Below are 15,153 nucleotides of genomic sequence, written 5' to 3' on the forward strand. Positions count from 1 at the left end.
GGTATCCGCCCGGCGCGGTGGGCCACACGACGGTCCGCCGCGCCGCCGCATTGTTGGAGGTACACGTGCCCATAGCCCAGAACCCGCTGTCCGTCGAGGTGACCCTCCCCCGTGAGGATGTCGCGCTGCTCAAGGTGGAGGGCTACCTGGACGTCGACACGGCGACCGAGTTCCAGCACCATCTGGCCAACCAGCTCCACCACGGCCGACGGCACTTCCTGCTGGACCTGTCGGAGGTCCCGTTCATGGACTCGTCCGGCATGAACATCATCCTGCGCGTCTACCAGGAGGCCCGGGAACTGCCGGGCAGCGTGCACATCATCTCGCCGGCCCCGGCGGTGCTGCGCGTCCTGGATCTGACGGGGGTGAGCATCACGGTGCCGGTCTCCCAGAGCGTCGACGAGGCGCTCGCCCGCGTCGACGCGCACCCGGAGGGACCGAGGGTGCCCGACGCCTGAGTCTCTCGCCCCGCGTCTCATCCGGACCGGTCGTGCGGAAGCAGGTGTCGTGCGAGGTCGGCGGGTGGATACAGTTGTCGCCCGGCAGAGTCACGTCGCCGGCAGGCCGCCCCGTGGGCGGAGTGCGGCGCAACGCGGATGAGGAGTGGGACAGGTGCCGGAAGAGGCGGAGGAGACGGCGGGAGCGCCGACGCGTGAGGTCAGGGACTTTCTGCGGCGCCGCCGTGAGCAGATCGCCCAGCGGTGGGCGGACGAGCCCTTGTTCCGGGCCGTGTTCACCGTCTCGCGCGACGAGGCGGTCGAGGCGGGCAAGTCCGTCGTGGACGCGCTGGCGCAGGTCGCGGACGCGGCGCGGGTCGAGGACCCGGACGCCGCCGGATTCACGGGGGTGCGCGAGCAGTTGGCGCGGATGGGCGCGGCCCGCTCGCGCGCCGGCCTGAGCACGGCGCAGGTGTCGAACGAGATGGCCGCCCTGCGTCCGCCCGTCGAGAAGCTGCTGGTGGCCGACCTGCCACAGGACGCGTCGGCCGAGCACGTCCGGGCCTGTGTCACCTCGCTGAGCGTGCTGATGGGCACCCTGCGGGTCGTGGTCATGCAGACGGCGCTCAGCGAGGGACAGGCGCTCATCGACCGTCAGCGGCTGCAGCTGCTGGAGGTGGCCACGCCGGTCATCAAGCTGTGGGACGGCATCGTGGCCGTGCCGCTGATCGGCACGCTGGACAGCGCGCGCAGCCAGGTCGTGATGGAGACCCTGCTGGAGTCCATCGTGGAGCAGCAGGCGCGCTACGCGATCCTGGACATCACCGGCGTGCCGACCGTGGATTCGCTGGTGGCCCAGCACCTGATGAAGACGGTCGCGGCGGCCCGGCTCATGGGCGCCGAGTGCATCGTCTCCGGCATCCGGCCCGCGATCGCGCAGACCATGGTCCATCTCGGTCTGGACCTCGGCACGGTGGTCACCCGGGCGAGCCTGGCCGATGCGCTGGGGTACGTGTTGCACCAGCTCGGGGTCGGCATCACGACGCCCGGTACGAACGGTGCGGTCGCGCGGTGAGCCAGGGATTTCCCGGGCCCCAGGGGGCTCCGGTGACAGGGCATGTTCCGGTGCTCCGGCTGGGGGAGGTTCTCCTGGTCACCCTCCAGGGGGATCTGCACGACAGCACGGCGCAGCAGCTCCAGGAGGATCTCGCCGAGACCATCGTGCGCAGCGGCGCCACGGGCGTGATCATCGACGTCTCCGGCGTGGAGATCGTCGACTCCTTCCTCGGCCGGATCCTGGCCGAGATCGCGGGGCAGACCGGCCTGCTGGCCGCGCGGACCGTGCTGGTCGGCATGCGTCCGGCGGTCGCCATCACGCTGGTGGAGCTGGGCCTGACGCTGCCGGGCGTGCACACGGCGCTCAGCACCGAGGTGGCCATGGAGGTCCTCAGGCAGCAGGCCCCTTCGTCCCGCTTCGGCGGCCTCGGCCAGGAGCGTTTGTGATGCACACTGCCGCGGGCTCCCAGGCCCGCCTGCCGATCCGTTCGGACATGGATCTGGTGTGGGTGCGACAGCATGTGCGGCAGGCGGCCGCCCAGCTCGGCTTCGGCCTGGTGGACCAGACCAAGCTGGTCACCGCGGCCAGTGAGCTGGCCCGCAACACGCTCGTGTACGGCGGTGGCGGCACCATGGAGACGGAGTCGCTCGTCGAGGGGACCACGCACGGGCTGCGGCTGACCTTCAGCGACGAGGGGCCCGGCATCCCGGACCTGGAACAGGCGCTCAGCGACGGCTTCACGTCCGGCGAGGGTCTCGGCATGGGGCTGGGCGGTGCGCGGCGTCTGGTGCACGAGTTCGGGATCGAGAGTGCTCCGGGCGCCGGGACGACCGTGCGGGTGACGTCCTGGGTGGGCCGGCCGCCACGCCCGCGTGAGGAGTCCTGATGCCACGCGTGTGGGACGTCCCCGTGCACGACTCGACCCGGGTGCGGGACGCCAGGGTGGCCGCGGAGCACGCGGCGGCCATGGCCGGTCTCGACGACCAGCGGACCTCGGCGGCGGCGCTGGTGGCGACCGAGCTGGCCACCAACCTGCTCAAGCACGCCGGGGGCGGCCGGGTCCTCATCGACGTGGTCGCTCCTCCCGTCCTCGCGGCCGGCCGGGAGGCGACGCCGCGCGTGCAGGTCGCCACGATCGACCACGGGCCGGGGATCGCCGACGTGTCCGCGGCGCTGCGTGACGGTTTCACCACCACGGGCTCCCTCGGTGCGGGTCTGGGCACCTGTGCGCGCCTCGCCGACGACTTCGACCTGCACAGCGTCCCCGGCCGGGGCACGGTCGTCGTCGCCCGGATGGGCGCCGTACCCGGGGCCCGCGCCACCGGTCCCGGACCGGCGGGCCGGTTGCGGGCCGGCGCGGTGAACGTCCCGTTCGGCGGTGCGGAGTACTCGGGTGACGCCTGGGCCTGGGTCCGGGACGGAGACCTCGTCACGCTGATGCTGGCCGACGGTCTCGGCCACGGCCCGGAGGCCGCCCGTGCCTCGACCGCCGCCGTGGAGGCGCTGCGCGCCTCGGCCCACCTGCCGCCGGCCGAGGTGGTGCGGCGGCTCGACCGGGCGTTGTCCGGCACCCGCGGCGCGGCCGTCGCGGTGGCCCAGGTCGACACGCGGTCCTCGGTGCTGCGGTTCACCGGCGTCGGCAACATCGGGGCGCGGCTGTGTGAGGGCGGCACCTGGCGGCACCTGGTCTCGCGCCCCGGCATCGTCGGCACCCACCGGCCCACCACGCTGCGCGAGGAGGAGACGGCCTGGGCGGACGACCGGGTGCTGGTCCTGCACAGCGACGGTCTGCCGAGCCGGTGGTCGCCGACGCCCGACACGTGCCGCACCGCGGCCGACCCGGCGGTGACCGCCGCCGTGACGATCCGTGACGCCAGCAGCCCGGCCCGGCCCGTACGGGACGACACCGCCGTCGCCGTGCTGGCCCCGACCCCGCCGGAAGGCCCATGACCCGAACCTGGCAGATCAGCGACGTCACCGACGCGGCCCTGGCACGCATCGCCACCGCACGGCTGGCGGCGGCCTACGGTGTGCCGCCCGTGGAGCGGACGCGGCTGACGGCCTCGCTCGGCGCGCAGCTGCGGCTGTGTCTGACCAAGGGCGGCACCTGGCGGCTCACCCTGGAGACGGGCGCTGACTCCCGCGCCACTGCGGGAGCCGGGGAGAAGGTGCTGCACGCGGTGGTGACGCCGTCTCCCGAGGCCGCTGCCGCCGGGCAGCCGCCGTGGCGGGTCACGGTGCCGTGCCCCGAGGCGACGGCGGACGTCGACGGCGACGGGGCGGCGCAGGACCCGGCGGAGCTGGCGGAGGCCCTGCTGGGGGCCGACGAGGACACGGCACTGGTGCTGGAGCGGCTCACCGAGCAGGAGGACCTGGTCGACTTCCACCGGGAGGAGCTGCAGCAGACGAATCAGGGCGTGGTGGCGCTGCACGCCGAACTGGACGCCGCCGGACGTGCCCAGCGCGAGGCGTTCGCCGCCGAACGCAAGGCGCGCACGGAGGCGGAGAACGCCCGGCGCAGGCTGACGTTCCTGGCGGACGCGAGCGCGGTGCTGACGGCGTCGCTCGACCATCACGAGATCGTGCGCAGGCTGCCGGAGCTGCTGGTGCCCGAGTACGCGGCGAGTGTCGACATCTGGCTGTTCGACCAGGACGGCGACCGGCCCGGCCCCGCCCACGCGGCCGCCGCAGTGGTCGCCGCCCGCACCGGCCGGCCGCAGTACGCCGCCGCGCACCCCGGCGGTCTGCCCGGCGTGGACGACCAGCCGCCCTCGGCACTGGCCCCGGGACGGCCCCTGCTGTGCATTCCGCTGCCGACGCGGCAGGCGCCGCTGGGTGTGGTGACCCTGTCCCCGCCCGGGGAGCGCTGGGACCCGGACGACGCCGTGATGCTGATCGAGCTGACCCGGCGGGCGAGCATCGCGATCGACCACGCCCAGCGCTACCAGCACAACCGCGACATCGCCGAGACGCTCCAGCGGGCCCTGCTGACGGAGCTGCCGGCCCCGCCCGGCCTCGCCCTGGCCGCGCGCTACCTGCCGGCCACTCACGGGCTGAACATCGGCGGCGACTGGTACGACGCGTTCCGTCAGCCCGACGGCGGTGTCATCGCCGTGGTCGGGGACGTCACCGGTCACGGGCTGCGCGCGGCCGTGATGATGAGTCAGCTGCGCACCGCACTGCGCGCCTACGCGGTCGACGGCGGCAGCCCCGGCCAGTTGCTGACCCACCTGCACACCTTCCTGCACCACCTCCAGCCCGACCTGTTCGCCACCGCCGTCATCGCGCGCTTCCACCCCGACGACCCGACCATGACGTGGGCGGCGGCCGGTCATCCGCCGCCGGTGCTGCGTACCCCGGACGGGCGGGTTCAGACACTGGACGCCAAGCCCGGTGCGATGCTCGGCATCCCGCTGCGGCAGGAGATCGCCGACCACACGGTGCCCATGGCGCCCGGTTCGACGCTCGCGCTGTACACGGACGGTCTGGTGGAGCGCCGCGCCCGCGGCATAGACCCGGGCATCGCGCGGCTGGCGGACGCGCTCGGGTCGTTCGGTCCGGCTCAGCTGGACGCGGACCTGGAGGGCTCGGCGGAAGGAATTCTGCGTCCGATGCTCAGCGACTCCGAACGGGACGACGACGTGTGCCTGCTGCTGTGCCACCTGCGCGGTCGCGGCTGACCTCGCACGTTTCACGCGGTTCGCTCCCGCCCGGTGCGCTCCGGGCCCGGGCGGGGCATGGTGGTGATCAGGCCATGTCGCCTGCCTGCCGCACCCGGCTGGCCGAAGCGGGCCGGGCGCGGTGACATGGGCGAGGTGCGAAGCAGCGATCCTCGGGCAGGCGAATGGGGTTCGCGGCAGACCGCCCGGAGCCGCAGAAAGGGATGAACACCGTGACACGACCCAGGATCCTGGTGGTCGGCGCAGGTTTCGCCGGCGTGGAGTGCGTCCGTCGTCTGGAACGGCGGCTCTCCCCCAGCGAGGCCGAGATCACTCTTGTGACACCGTTCTCCTATCAGCTCTACCTGCCGCTGCTGCCACAAGTCGCCTCCGGGGTGCTGACGCCCCAGTCGATCGCGCTCTCCCTGCGCCGCAGCAGCAAGTACCGGACCCGGATCATCCCGGGCGGTGCCATCGGAGTGGACCTCAAGTCGAAGGTCTGCGTGGTGCGCACCATCACCGACCGGATCGTCAACGAGCCGTACGACTACATCGTGCTGGCGCCCGGAAGCATCACCCGTACCTTCGACATCCCGGGGCTCACCGACAACGCGTTCGGCATGAAGACGCTGGCGGAGGCCGCGTACATCCGCGACCACGTCATCTCGCAGCTGGACCTCGCCGACGCCAGCCACGACCCGGCCGAGCGGGCCTCCCGGCTGCAGTTCGTGGTGGTCGGCGGCGGCTACGCCGGCACCGAGACCGCGGCCTGTCTGCAGCGGCTGACGCACGCGGCCGTCAAGCGTTACAACCGCCTCGACCCGAACCTGATCAAGTGGCACCTCATCGACATCGCGCCCAAGCTGATGCCCGAGCTGGGCGAGAAGCTGGGACGCGACGCGCAGGAGGTCCTGACGCGGCGCGGCATCGAGATCTCCCTGGGTGTGTCCATCGAGAAGGCCGGGCCCGAGGAGGTCACCTTCACGAACGGCCGCGTGGTGCCCACCCGCACGCTGATCTGGACGGCGGGGGTGGTGGCGAGCCCGCTGATCGCCACGCTGGGCGCGGAGACGGTCAAGGGGCGGCTCGCGGTCACCGCCGAGATGTGCCTGCCCGACCACGACGGGGTGTTCGCCCTCGGCGACTCGGCGGCCGTCCCCGATCTCGCCAAGGGCCAGGAGGGCGCCGTGTGCCCGCCCACCGCGCAGCACGCGATGCGGCAGGGTCGGCACGTCGCCGAGAACCTCATCGCCACCCTGCGCAACCAGCCGATGCGGCCGTACGTCCACAAGGACCTCGGTCTCGTCGTCGACCTCGGCGGCGCCGACGCGGTCTCCAAGCCGCTCGGCGTCGAGCTGAAGGGCCTGCCCGCGCAGGCGGTGGCCCGCGGCTACCACTGGTCGGCGCTGCGCACGGGTGTGGCCAAGGCCCGGGTGGCGGCCAACTGGGCGCTCAACGCGGTCGCCGGCGACGATTTCGTGCGCACCGGTTTCCAGGCCCGCAAGCCGGCCAAACTGAAGGACTTCGAGTACACCGACGCCTATCTGACACCGGAACAGGTGCGGAAGCAGGTCGAGGGGGCGGACCGGGCGGAGCTGTGACCCCGGCGGCCCCCGCGGCCGCTACCGGACCGGGGCATGACATGCTGAGAAGTGGATCTCGGCGTGAACCGGCCGGGAGATGGCTGGAACCGGCCGTGAGGGCCGGCTGTGAATCGGGAGAGTGTACGGCGGCGTGAAGGCAGCGGGACGCCCGGCGCGGACACGACTGCGGGACCGCGTCGCCGCGTCCGATCCGGGTCTGTTGCGGCTGACGGCGGGCTTGCGGACGGTGGGCGCCATCGCGCTGGCGCTGGGCGTGCTCGCCGTGTCCGGCGTGGACGTCAAGCATCTGGTGGCGGGCGCCATGGTGGCGATGGTCGCGACCTTCGCCATCCGGGAGAAGGAACCGGGCCCGCAGGCCGTCACGCTGGCACTCGGCCTGCCCGTCGCCCTGGCCTCGGTCTCGCTGAGCACGCTGCTCACCTCGCGGGTCGTCGCCGGTGACGCCTTCTTCGTCGTGCTGATCTTCTGCGCGGTCTTCGTCCGCCGGTTCGGCGACCGGGGCACGGCGCTCGGGCTGATCGGCTTCCAGGTCTACTTCGTGTCGCTGTTCGTCGGCGGGAAGGTGTCGGGGCTGCCGGGGCTGTGGGCCGCCGTCGCCGTGGCGTTCGCGTCCAGCGCGGTGGTGCGCTTCGGGGTGGTCCCGGCGACGCCCGCGCGCATCCTCGGTCTGCTGCGGCAGGCCTTCCGGGCCCGGCTGGCCCAGTTGATCGCCACGCAGATCGACTTGCTGGACGCCGGTCCCGACGCCATCGACAAGACGCTGGAGCGCCTGCGCGACGGCACCGCGCGCCTGCACGAGACGGCCCTTCTGATCCAGTCGCGGCTGGACGAGGGCACGCCCGACGAGTCCACGGCACGCCTGGTGCAGCGGCGCATCGCGGACGCCGAGATCGCCGCCGAGCGCCTCGGCCTGCTGCTGCTGACCGCGCGCAGCGCCGAGCGGGCGGACACGCTGACCCTGCATCTGCCGGGCGCGCCCGCCCCCACGGTGGGCCGTTCGCCGGCACCCGGCGAGGCCACGGAGACACTGCGCCGCGATCTCACGGCGCTGCGCACCCTGGTGCTGCGGCCGCCCGCCGAGGCGCGCGGCACCGCCCTGTCCCATCTGCGCAACCGGCTGCTCGGCTACCGCGACGAGGAGAACCTGCCCGAGGCGACCGCGGCCGTCCAGGACGTGTTCCGCGGCATCGGTGAGACGGCGCGCGCGGTCATGGGCCTCAGGATCGCCCTGGACGGGCCGCAGGACGAGTCCGACGACTCACCGGCCACCGCCCGTTCCCGCGAGGAGCTGGACGCCGAGGACGCGGCCATCGACGCCGGTGAGGAGGCGGCGCCGGAGGAGGAGCGGACCGGACTGCGGCGGCCCACCACGCGCGCCGCGGTGCAGGTGGCCGTGGCGTCCTCGCTGGCGATCGTCGGCGGGGAGTTCCTGTCCTCGCAGCGCTGGTACTGGGCGGTGCTCACCTGCTGGATCGTCTTCATCAACACCGCTTCCACCGGCGAGATCCTGGTCAAGGGCTACCGCCGGCTGCTCGGCACCGTGCTGGGAGTAGTGGCGGGCATCGTGCTGGCCGGCCTGGTCGGCAACCACACCTGGACCGCGTTCGGGCTGGTGCTGGTGCTGATCTTCGCGATGTTCTACACGGCGCCGCTGTCCTACACGCTGATGTCGTTCTTCGTCACCGCGATGCTCGGGCTGCTGTACACGCTGCTGCACACCTACAGCATGTCGGTGCTGCTGCTGCGGGTGGAAGAGACGGCGCTCGGCGCGGCCTGCGGGATCGTGGCGGCGGCGCTGGTGCTGCCGATACGCACCGACCGGCGTACGAACGAACTGCTCGGCACGGTGCTGGAGCGGCTCACCGATGTGACCGAGGGCGCCGTCGACCAGCTCAGCGGCGGGCCGGCGGCCGACCTGCTGGACACGGCTCGGGAGCTGGACCAGGCGCTGGGCGACCTGCGGGGCGCCACCCAGCCGCTGACCCATCCGATCACGCCGCTGCGGGCCCGGCGCGACACGGCCCAGTACGTGGTGGCGCTGCTGGAGACCTGTGCCTATCACGCGCGGTCGCTGGCGGCGACGGCCGAGCTGCTGCCCACCCATCCGTCGATCGCGGCCGACCCGCGGCTGCGCGGCGCGGTGCGGCGCACGGTGCGCAACATCGAGGCGATCGCCGCCCGTGTCGCCGACGACGACGCCGGGACGGAGGTGGAGACCGGACCGAGCATCGCCTCTCTGCTGGAGCCGGACGCCGCCGGTGTGCCGCGGTACGGCCGCATCACGGGCCGGGTGCTGCGGCACCTGGAGCGGCTGGACGAGGCGGTGGTCGGCCTCGCCCGGCCGCTGGGTGTGCCCGTCAAGGCGCCGCAGCGGTGACGGTCCCACCCGGGTGGTGAGGGTCAGAAGTCGCTGGGCAGGCCACTGGCCTCGGCGATGCCGCGCAGTTCCTCGTTCTGCTGGTGGCGTTCCTTGAGGTAGTCGGCGATCTCGCCGAGGCGCTCGGGGTCACAGGCGGTGGCCGCGTCGGTGACGACCCGGACCGGGCCGGTCTCGTCGGTGTCGATCTCGACGACCTCGTTGTCGAGACGTCCGGTGACGGCGGTGGCGATGACGAGGGCGGCCTCGTCCCTGATCTCCTGGGGCAGCGCCTCGGCGTTGTCCCCGTCCAGGGAGAAGTCGATGGTCGGCATCTGCTGCTCGTCGATCGCCTGGAGGACCGGTTCCACCACGCTGAGCAGCAGCTGGTAGTCGTCGTTCGGCATGCGAACGCGCAGGAGGTCGAGGTAGACGTCCACGGGACGTCCGTCCGGCGGAGGAATCTCGTGTTCGTTCATTCGCCCCGTGTTCCCCGTGCCGGGCCGCTCAGACCCTCCGCAGGCGGGCGAGCGCGAAGGAGAAGACGCCGAACAGCACCAGGCCCGCGGCGACGCAGGCCGACAGCCAGGGGCCGAGGGAGGTGTCGGCGAAGGAGCGCAGGGTGTCGTCCAGTCCCTTCGCGCGGTCGGGCGCGTAGTCGACGGCGGCGCGTACGGCGAAGGCGCCCGCCGCGGCGAACACGATGCCGCGGGCCACCCCGCCGCCGACGCCGGTGACGTCGACCAGCCGCCGTGACCACCGGCTCAGCCCGCCGAGTCTCATCTTCTTGCGATAGCTGCGGCGCAGCGCCTGTACGCCGATCACCACCCCCGCGACGACGACGGCGGCCCCGGCCGCGCCCACGAGCCAGCGGCCCGCGGGCATCTCCATCACCCTCGCCGTGACGTCCCGGGACTGCCGGTCGCTGGAGCCACTGCCGCCGGCGCCGGCCGCGAAGGCCAGTACGGAGTAGGCGACGAACGCGTAGAACACACAGCGGGCGGCGGCCGGCAGGCGCTTCCTGGCCGTGTGGCCGTCCTTGCCCGTGGCGCCGAAGACCGCCTCGGACAGTCTCCACAGGGCCATGCCGACGAGCCCGGCGCCGAGCGCCCACAGCAGCACGGCTCCGAACGGCTTGTCCGACAGCTCGGCCAGGGCGCCGCCCCGGTCCGCCTGCCGGTTTCCGGTGCCGAAGGCGATCTGCAGGGCCAGGACGCCGACCAGCAGGTAGATGACGCCGCGGGCGGTGAGCCCGGCGCGGGCGGCCCCCTCGGCCGCCGATCCGTCGGCGGCCCGCCGGGCGCGGCTTCGTCCGGTGAGTGCCAGGACGCGTGCGTTCATGTGGATCCCCTCCCGGACTCCGGATGCCCCGGCTTCCCCCGCACACACCGTGCGGTCATCGGCGTACGCCTGCCGACGTACGGCTGCCCGTACACCGCCTGGCGGTGTACGGGCAGCCGTACCGTCGAGCCCCTGTGCGTCCCTTGTCCGTTCGCTCCTTGCCCGTTCGTCCCTTGCCGTTCGCCCCCTGCCGTTCGCCCCCTGCCCGTTCGTCGCTCGTCAGTCCGCCACGCCCGCGTGCGCGCCACCGGGCACGCGCGCCGGCTCCAACGCGCCCGCCAGCTGGCGCCGGGCGGCCTCCAGGGCCCGCCGCACGTCACGCGTGCCGGTCGACACGCACAGCGTGTAGGCCAGGTCCCGGGCCCGCGGACCCGGTTCGCCCGTCGCGCCGGGGGGTTCGTTCACCGCGGCCGCCTCGTACTCCTCCAGGAGCCGTCGCAGTACCTCGGGGTGTGGCATCAGCATCCGTCTCGTCCCTCCCTGGTCCCCTGCCCGTCCGGCGTGTCGTCCGTCCGGCTCATGGGGTCCGCACCGCGTGGCCGGGGCGGGCCGTCCGCTCCCCCATCGCCTCGTCGCGCACGCGGGCGCAGCTGCGGCTGATGAGGCGCGAGACGTGCATCTGCGAGATCCCCAGGCAGTCGGCGATGCGGCTCTGCGTCATGTCCTCGAAGAAGCGCATGTAGAGAATGGCGCGCTCACGTTCGGGCAGCCTGCGCAGACCCTCCTTGGCGGACTCACGGTCGATCACGGTGTCGTACGAGGCGTCGGCCGCGCCGAGGGTGTCCGCGAGGCTGTAGCCGTCGTCGCCGGCCGACAGTTCGGCGTCCAGCGACAGGGTGCTGAAGCTCTCCAGTGCCTCCATGCCGGCGCTGACCTCGTCCTCGGTCAGCCCGGTGTGGGCGGCGAGGGCGGCCACCGAGGGTTCGGGGCTGCCCGGGCTCTGGGCGAGTTCCCGGCGGGCGACGCGCACCTTGTTGCGCAGTTCCTGGACGCGGCGGGGCACCCTCAGGGCCCACATCCGGTCGCGGAAGTGGCGCTTGACCTCGCCGGTGATGGTGGGCACGGCGTAGCTCTCGAAGGCTCCGCGCTCCGGGTCGAAGCGGTCGATGGCCTTGACCAGGCCGAGCGCCGCCACCTGGCGGAGGTCCTCGAGGGATTCGCCGCGGTCCCGGAACCGGCCGGCGATCCGGTGGGCCATGGGCAGCCAGGCCGTGACGAGTTCGTCGCGGACGGCGTCGCGTTCGGGTCCGTCCGCCAGTCCCGCCAGCCGGCCGAAGAGGGCCATGGTGTCGGGGGCGTCGTCGTGCCGGCGGCGGGCCGTAGTGGCGGAGGGGTCGGCGGACTGGGGGGTACCGGGACGGATGGTGGGCGTTTCTATGAGCATGCGGATTCGCTCCTGAACGGTGGTCTCAGGGGACTTTCCGCGGGAACGGCGCTGTCCGGGTCGCCCCGGCACAGCCGGAGTACCGAAACAGCCGTACCGCTCCCGCTGCTGCGCCTCCGGTCCGAAGCACGAATCTGCGACTGCCCCTGCCCCGGTGGAACAAACTCCGCTTTTCCAAAAGTCATCAGGACAGCGGAACGACAACGGTGATGCGCTTGCCTCCCGAGGGAAGGTCTGCCACGCGTACCTCGCGGGCCAGCCGGCAGACGATCGGCCAGCCCCGGCCGCCGAGGCGCCGACGGCCGCGGTCGTCGGTGGGCGGCACGGCCACCGGGAGGTCGTGGCTGCGGTCGCACACCGACAGACGCACTCCGGGCCGCACTCCGGGTCCCACGACATCGACCTGGAAGTCGGTGATGCCGCCGCCGTGCAGGATGGCGTTGGTGGTCAGCTCGGAGGCCACGAGCACGGCGTCCGACAGGGCGCCCACGTCGCACGACGCGGGACCGTGGATGCCGCGGCACTCGGTGACGGCGTGCTCGACCGCCCTGCGCGCGTCGGCGGGCCTGCACGGACGGTACCGCCGGTGCGTGTCCGTGCCACACTGTTCGACGGGTCGGGTCGTGTCCCTCTCACTCATCCGTCAGCTCCCTGGTCGGTGGACGGTCCGGTTCGGCCGGTGTGCGCCCGTGCGGCCCCGTCACTGTCGGCTGACCTCTGCCGGTACCGGCAAACCTCCGGTCCTCCTTGCGGCCCAAGGGATCCGGGCGCCCTGCGGGGGTACGCGGAGTGCATGACGGATGTTGTGGACTCGGACGAACTGCTGCGCCGCATGCACCGCGCGAGGGCCTGTGCGCTGGAGGAGGGCCGGAGCTGGCGCGCGCGCAGCGAGGAGCTGCGGCCGACCGACCCGGAGGGCTCGCGGGAGGCCGCCGTACGGACGGTGGCCTACGAGGCCGTCCTGCGGGTGCTCGACGAGGTGCTGACCCCGGGCCGGAACTCGCGGTGAGACCGCGGGCCGGATTGACGCGCCGCCGGAGGGGAAAACGGGCGGCATGACAGCCGATCACCGCCGCGCGCCGGTTCTGGAAGCCCTCGTCGAATACCGCCGCGAGGGGCGGCTGTCCTTCACGCCGCCCGGACACAAGCAGGCGCGCGGGGCTGACCCCGCGGTGCGCGAGGTGCTGGGCGACGCCGTGTTCTACGGTGACGTGCTGGCGACGGCCGGGCTCGACGACCGGCTCACCCGCGGCCGGGTGCTGCAGCGAGCCCAGGAGCTGATGGCGGACGCCGTCCACGCCGATCACACCTTCTTCTCGACGTGCGGGAGCTCCCTGTCGGTGAAGGCGGCGATGCTGGCGGTCGCGGGGCCGCACGAGAAGCTGCTGATCGGCCGGGACGCCCACAAGTCCGTGGTCTCGGGGCTGATCCTGTCCGGCATCGAGCCCGTCTGGGTCGAACCGCGGTGGGACGCCGAGCGGCATCTGGCCCATCCGCCGGCCGCCGAGGCGTTCGAGCAGGCGTTCGCGGCCCATCCCGACGCCAAGGGTGCCCTGGTCACCAGCCCGACGCCGTACGGTGCGAGCGCCGATCTGCGGGCCGTCGCCGAGGTCTGCCACCGGCGTTCGGCGCCGCTGATCGTCGACGAGGCCTGGGGCGCGCACCTGCCCTTCCACCCCGACCTGCCGTCCTGGGCGATGGACGCGGGCGCCGACATCTGCGTGACCAGCATCCACAAGATGGGCAGCGGTCTGGAGCAGGGTTCGGTGTTCCATCTGCGAGGTGACCTGGTGCCGCCGAAGCTCCTCGGCATGCGAGCCGACCTGCTGGGCAGTACCAGCCCCTCGGTACTGATCTTCGCCGGTCTCGACGGCTGGCGCCGCCAGATGGCACTCGGCGGGCAGGAGCTGATGGGCGGCGCGCTGAAGCTGGCGGCCGATGTGCGCGCGGCCGTCGAGGAGATCGACGGCATGCACGTCAACGACCGCGGCGATTTCTGCGGCCCGGGGCTGGCCCACGGCTTCGACCCGCTGCCGGTCGTCATCGACCTCCACGGGCTCGGCATCTCGGGCTTCCAGGCGGCGGACTGGCTGCGTGAGCACCGCGGCGTGGTCGCCCACATCACCGACCACCGCCGCATCGGCGCGCAGATCACCCACGGCGACGACCGGGAGACCGCGGACGAGCTGCTCGGCGCTCTCAAGGACCTCGCCGGCGCCGCGCCAGGCCTGGACGCCGCTCCGCGCGTCGAGGTGCCCTCCCCCGCCGAGCTGCGGATGCCGCAGGTGAGCCTGCCCCGGGACGCGTTCTTCGGCCCCACCGAGGACGTGCCCCTGGACCGGGCCGCCGGCCGGATCGCGGCGGAGATGATCACGCCGTATCCGCCGGGCATTCCCGCCGTCCTGCCGGGTGAGCGGCTGGCCGAGCCGGTCCTGCGCTATCTGCGCAGCGGGCTGGAGGCCGGGATGTACCTCCCGGATCCGACCGATCCGACACTGGAGACGATCAGGGTCGTCGCGGAGCGTGACGTGTGAGGAGAAGGTCGGGGAGGGGCGAGTGAAACGGGTCACTCGGCCCGGTGCCGGATTCGCGGAACACCCAGAGATGGTTTAGCGTTCATCCATACGTGGCGACGGAGTCGACGGAAATGTCCTCCGCGGTCACCGCTTACGGCCCTGGCCGGCCTCCCCCGTCCGGCCAGGGCTTTTTCATGCCCTTTTCATGTCCTGGCGCCCCCGTCCCCGGTTCCCGCACGGAATCCGCCGTCCGCCGAGGTGCTCAGGGCGCCGACAGCGACTGAAATGGGCACAGGGAAAGCCCCGGAACCGAATCGCCGGCGAGGAGTCCCGTGCCATGACCAAAGCGATCAAACTCCTGACCGCCCTCCCTCTCCCCCAGCGCGCGCGGCTGATGGAACTGGCCCAGGAGGTCTCCTTCCCGGAGGACGACCGGATCTTCGAGGCGGGGGGCAGGGCCGACCGCTTCTGGGTCATCCGCTCCGGCGCCGTCTCCCTGACCCAGCAGGTGACGTCCCTGCAGCGGGTCACGGTCGCCAGTCTCGGCGCGGGCGACCTGCTCGGCTGGTCCTGGCTGTTCCCGCCCTACGAGTGGGACTTCGGCGCCGAGGCGTTCAGCCCGGTGCGCGCCTACGAGTTCGAGGCCTCCTCCGTGCTCGACCTGTGCGAGCGGGACCCGCAGCTGGGCATCGTGCTGGTGCGCTCGGTCGCGGAGATCCTCGCGCACCGGCTGGAGAACACCAGGGGCCGGCTCATGGAGCACTACGCGCTGCACGGACGCGGCTCCCTGTGAGGCGCC

16 protein-coding genes are annotated in these 15,153 nt (G+C 72.9%); 11 read left to right on the forward strand and 5 right to left on the reverse strand.

All coding sequences use genetic code 11. The annotated features are described in order from the left end of the window. The first annotated feature begins 65 nt into the window (after positions 1-65). The 8 genes from ABS735_RS20340 to ABS735_RS20375 all read left to right on the forward strand — a co-directional run bounded on the left by ABS735_RS20340 (position 66) and on the right by ABS735_RS20375 (position 9,134). On the forward strand, positions 66-458 hold the full coding sequence (locus tag ABS735_RS20340) for an STAS domain-containing protein (RefSeq protein ID WP_373901238.1): 393 nt from the start codon (positions 66-68) through the stop codon (positions 456-458). 154 nt (positions 459-612) lie between these two features. Beyond that, positions 613-1,512: an STAS domain-containing protein gene (locus ABS735_RS20345; protein ID WP_373901237.1), complete on the forward strand. Its 900-nt coding sequence runs from the start codon at positions 613-615 to the stop codon at positions 1,510-1,512. Then, positions 1,509-1,940 carry an STAS domain-containing protein gene (locus ABS735_RS20350; protein ID WP_373901236.1) on the forward strand — a complete coding sequence of 144 codons (432 nt, stop codon included), beginning with the start codon at positions 1,509-1,511 and terminating at the stop codon, positions 1,938-1,940. Before ABS735_RS20345 ends, ABS735_RS20350 begins: the two co-directional genes overlap by 4 nt. Next, a complete protein-coding gene (locus tag ABS735_RS20355) occupies positions 1,940-2,380 on the forward strand; it encodes an anti-sigma regulatory factor (RefSeq protein ID WP_373901235.1) in 441 nt (146 codons plus the stop codon). The genes ABS735_RS20350 and ABS735_RS20355 overlap by 1 nt, the downstream gene beginning before the upstream one ends. Continuing rightward, positions 2,380-3,444, forward strand: coding sequence for an ATP-binding SpoIIE family protein phosphatase (locus tag ABS735_RS20360; RefSeq protein WP_373901234.1), 1,065 nt, complete (start codon positions 2,380-2,382; stop codon positions 3,442-3,444). The genes ABS735_RS20355 and ABS735_RS20360 overlap by 1 nt, the downstream gene beginning before the upstream one ends. Continuing rightward, positions 3,441-5,174 (forward strand): PP2C family protein-serine/threonine phosphatase, encoded by a 1,734-nt coding sequence (locus tag ABS735_RS20365; RefSeq protein ID WP_373901233.1) that lies wholly within the window; start codon positions 3,441-3,443, stop codon positions 5,172-5,174. Before ABS735_RS20360 ends, ABS735_RS20365 begins: the two co-directional genes overlap by 4 nt. A 203-nt stretch (positions 5,175-5,377) precedes the next feature. After that, positions 5,378-6,754, forward strand: coding sequence for an NAD(P)/FAD-dependent oxidoreductase (locus ABS735_RS20370; protein WP_373901232.1), 1,377 nt, complete (start codon positions 5,378-5,380; stop codon positions 6,752-6,754). A 133-nt stretch (positions 6,755-6,887) separates the two neighbouring features. Next, entirely contained in the window at positions 6,888-9,134 is a 2,247-nt protein-coding gene (locus ABS735_RS20375) for an FUSC family protein (RefSeq protein ID WP_373901231.1), read from the forward strand. Positions 9,135-9,157: 23 nt separating this feature from the next. On the opposite strand, the gene ABS735_RS20380 is transcribed toward ABS735_RS20375, so the two are convergent. From ABS735_RS20380 to ABS735_RS20400, 5 genes are all read right to left on the reverse strand, one after another. Next, a complete protein-coding gene (locus ABS735_RS20380; protein WP_373901230.1) occupies positions 9,158-9,592 on the reverse strand; it encodes a hypothetical protein in 435 nt (144 codons plus the stop codon). A 28-nt stretch (positions 9,593-9,620) separates the two neighbouring features. Continuing rightward, positions 9,621-10,454 carry a DUF1206 domain-containing protein gene (locus ABS735_RS20385; protein WP_373901229.1) on the reverse strand — a complete coding sequence of 278 codons (834 nt, stop codon included), beginning with the start codon at positions 10,452-10,454 and terminating at the stop codon, positions 9,621-9,623. Between the two features lie 219 nt (positions 10,455-10,673). After that, positions 10,674-10,919: a DUF5133 domain-containing protein gene (locus ABS735_RS20390; protein ID WP_373901228.1), complete on the reverse strand. Its 246-nt coding sequence runs from the start codon at positions 10,917-10,919 to the stop codon at positions 10,674-10,676. 52 nt (positions 10,920-10,971) lie between these two features. Continuing rightward, entirely contained in the window at positions 10,972-11,838 is an 867-nt protein-coding gene (locus tag ABS735_RS20395) for a SigB/SigF/SigG family RNA polymerase sigma factor (protein ID WP_373901227.1), read from the reverse strand. A 184-nt stretch (positions 11,839-12,022) separates the two neighbouring features. Then, positions 12,023-12,478 carry an ATP-binding protein gene (locus ABS735_RS20400; RefSeq protein ID WP_373901226.1) on the reverse strand — a complete coding sequence of 152 codons (456 nt, stop codon included), beginning with the start codon at positions 12,476-12,478 and terminating at the stop codon, positions 12,023-12,025. Positions 12,479-12,631: 153 nt separating this feature from the next. On the opposite strand from ABS735_RS20400, the gene ABS735_RS20405 reads away from it, so the two are divergent. From ABS735_RS20405 to ABS735_RS20415, 3 genes are all read left to right on the forward strand, one after another. After that, positions 12,632-12,847 carry a hypothetical protein gene (locus ABS735_RS20405; protein ID WP_373901225.1) on the forward strand — a complete coding sequence of 72 codons (216 nt, stop codon included), beginning with the start codon at positions 12,632-12,634 and terminating at the stop codon, positions 12,845-12,847. 46 nt (positions 12,848-12,893) lie between these two features. Then, positions 12,894-14,372, forward strand: a complete 1,479-nt coding sequence (locus ABS735_RS20410; RefSeq protein ID WP_373901224.1) for an aminotransferase class I/II-fold pyridoxal phosphate-dependent enzyme — start codon at positions 12,894-12,896, stop codon at positions 14,370-14,372. A 319-nt stretch (positions 14,373-14,691) separates the two neighbouring features. Next, positions 14,692-15,147, forward strand: a complete 456-nt coding sequence (locus tag ABS735_RS20415) for a cyclic nucleotide-binding domain-containing protein (RefSeq protein ID WP_373901222.1) — start codon at positions 14,692-14,694, stop codon at positions 15,145-15,147. The last annotated feature ends 6 nt before the right edge of the window (positions 15,148-15,153 follow it).

The organism is Streptomyces sp. MMCC 100, assembly GCF_041538145.2.
Taxonomy (GTDB): Bacteria; Actinomycetota; Actinomycetes; order Streptomycetales; family Streptomycetaceae; genus Streptomyces.

What these genes read in the sequence shown, in the direction of transcription:
- ABS735_RS20355 (WP_373901235.1), top strand. Translation starts at nt 1,940, where the DNA reads ATGCACACTGCCGCGGGCTCCCAGGCCCGCCTGCCGATCCGTTCGGAC.
- ABS735_RS20360 (WP_373901234.1), top strand. Translation starts at nt 2,380, where the DNA reads ATGCCACGCGTGTGGGACGTCCCCGTGCACGACTCGACCCGGGTGCGG.
- ABS735_RS20365 (WP_373901233.1), top strand. Translation starts at nt 3,441, where the DNA reads ATGACCCGAACCTGGCAGATCAGCGACGTCACCGACGCGGCCCTGGCA.
- ABS735_RS20370 (WP_373901232.1), top strand. Translation starts at nt 5,378, where the DNA reads ATGAACACCGTGACACGACCCAGGATCCTGGTGGTCGGCGCAGGTTTC.
- ABS735_RS20380 (WP_373901230.1), bottom strand. Translation starts at nt 9,592, where the DNA reads ATGAACGAACACGAGATTCCTCCGCCGGACGGACGTCCCGTGGACGTC.
- ABS735_RS20385 (WP_373901229.1), bottom strand. Translation starts at nt 10,454, where the DNA reads ATGAACGCACGCGTCCTGGCACTCACCGGACGAAGCCGCGCCCGGCGG.
- ABS735_RS20390 (WP_373901228.1), bottom strand. Translation starts at nt 10,919, where the DNA reads ATGCTGATGCCACACCCCGAGGTACTGCGACGGCTCCTGGAGGAGTAC.
- ABS735_RS20395 (WP_373901227.1), bottom strand. Translation starts at nt 11,838, where the DNA reads ATGCTCATAGAAACGCCCACCATCCGTCCCGGTACCCCCCAGTCCGCC.
- ABS735_RS20400 (WP_373901226.1), bottom strand. Translation starts at nt 12,478, where the DNA reads ATGAGTGAGAGGGACACGACCCGACCCGTCGAACAGTGTGGCACGGAC.
- ABS735_RS20405 (WP_373901225.1), top strand. Translation starts at nt 12,632, where the DNA reads ATGACGGATGTTGTGGACTCGGACGAACTGCTGCGCCGCATGCACCGC.
- ABS735_RS20410 (WP_373901224.1), top strand. Translation starts at nt 12,894, where the DNA reads ATGACAGCCGATCACCGCCGCGCGCCGGTTCTGGAAGCCCTCGTCGAA.
- ABS735_RS20415 (WP_373901222.1), top strand. Translation starts at nt 14,692, where the DNA reads ATGACCAAAGCGATCAAACTCCTGACCGCCCTCCCTCTCCCCCAGCGC.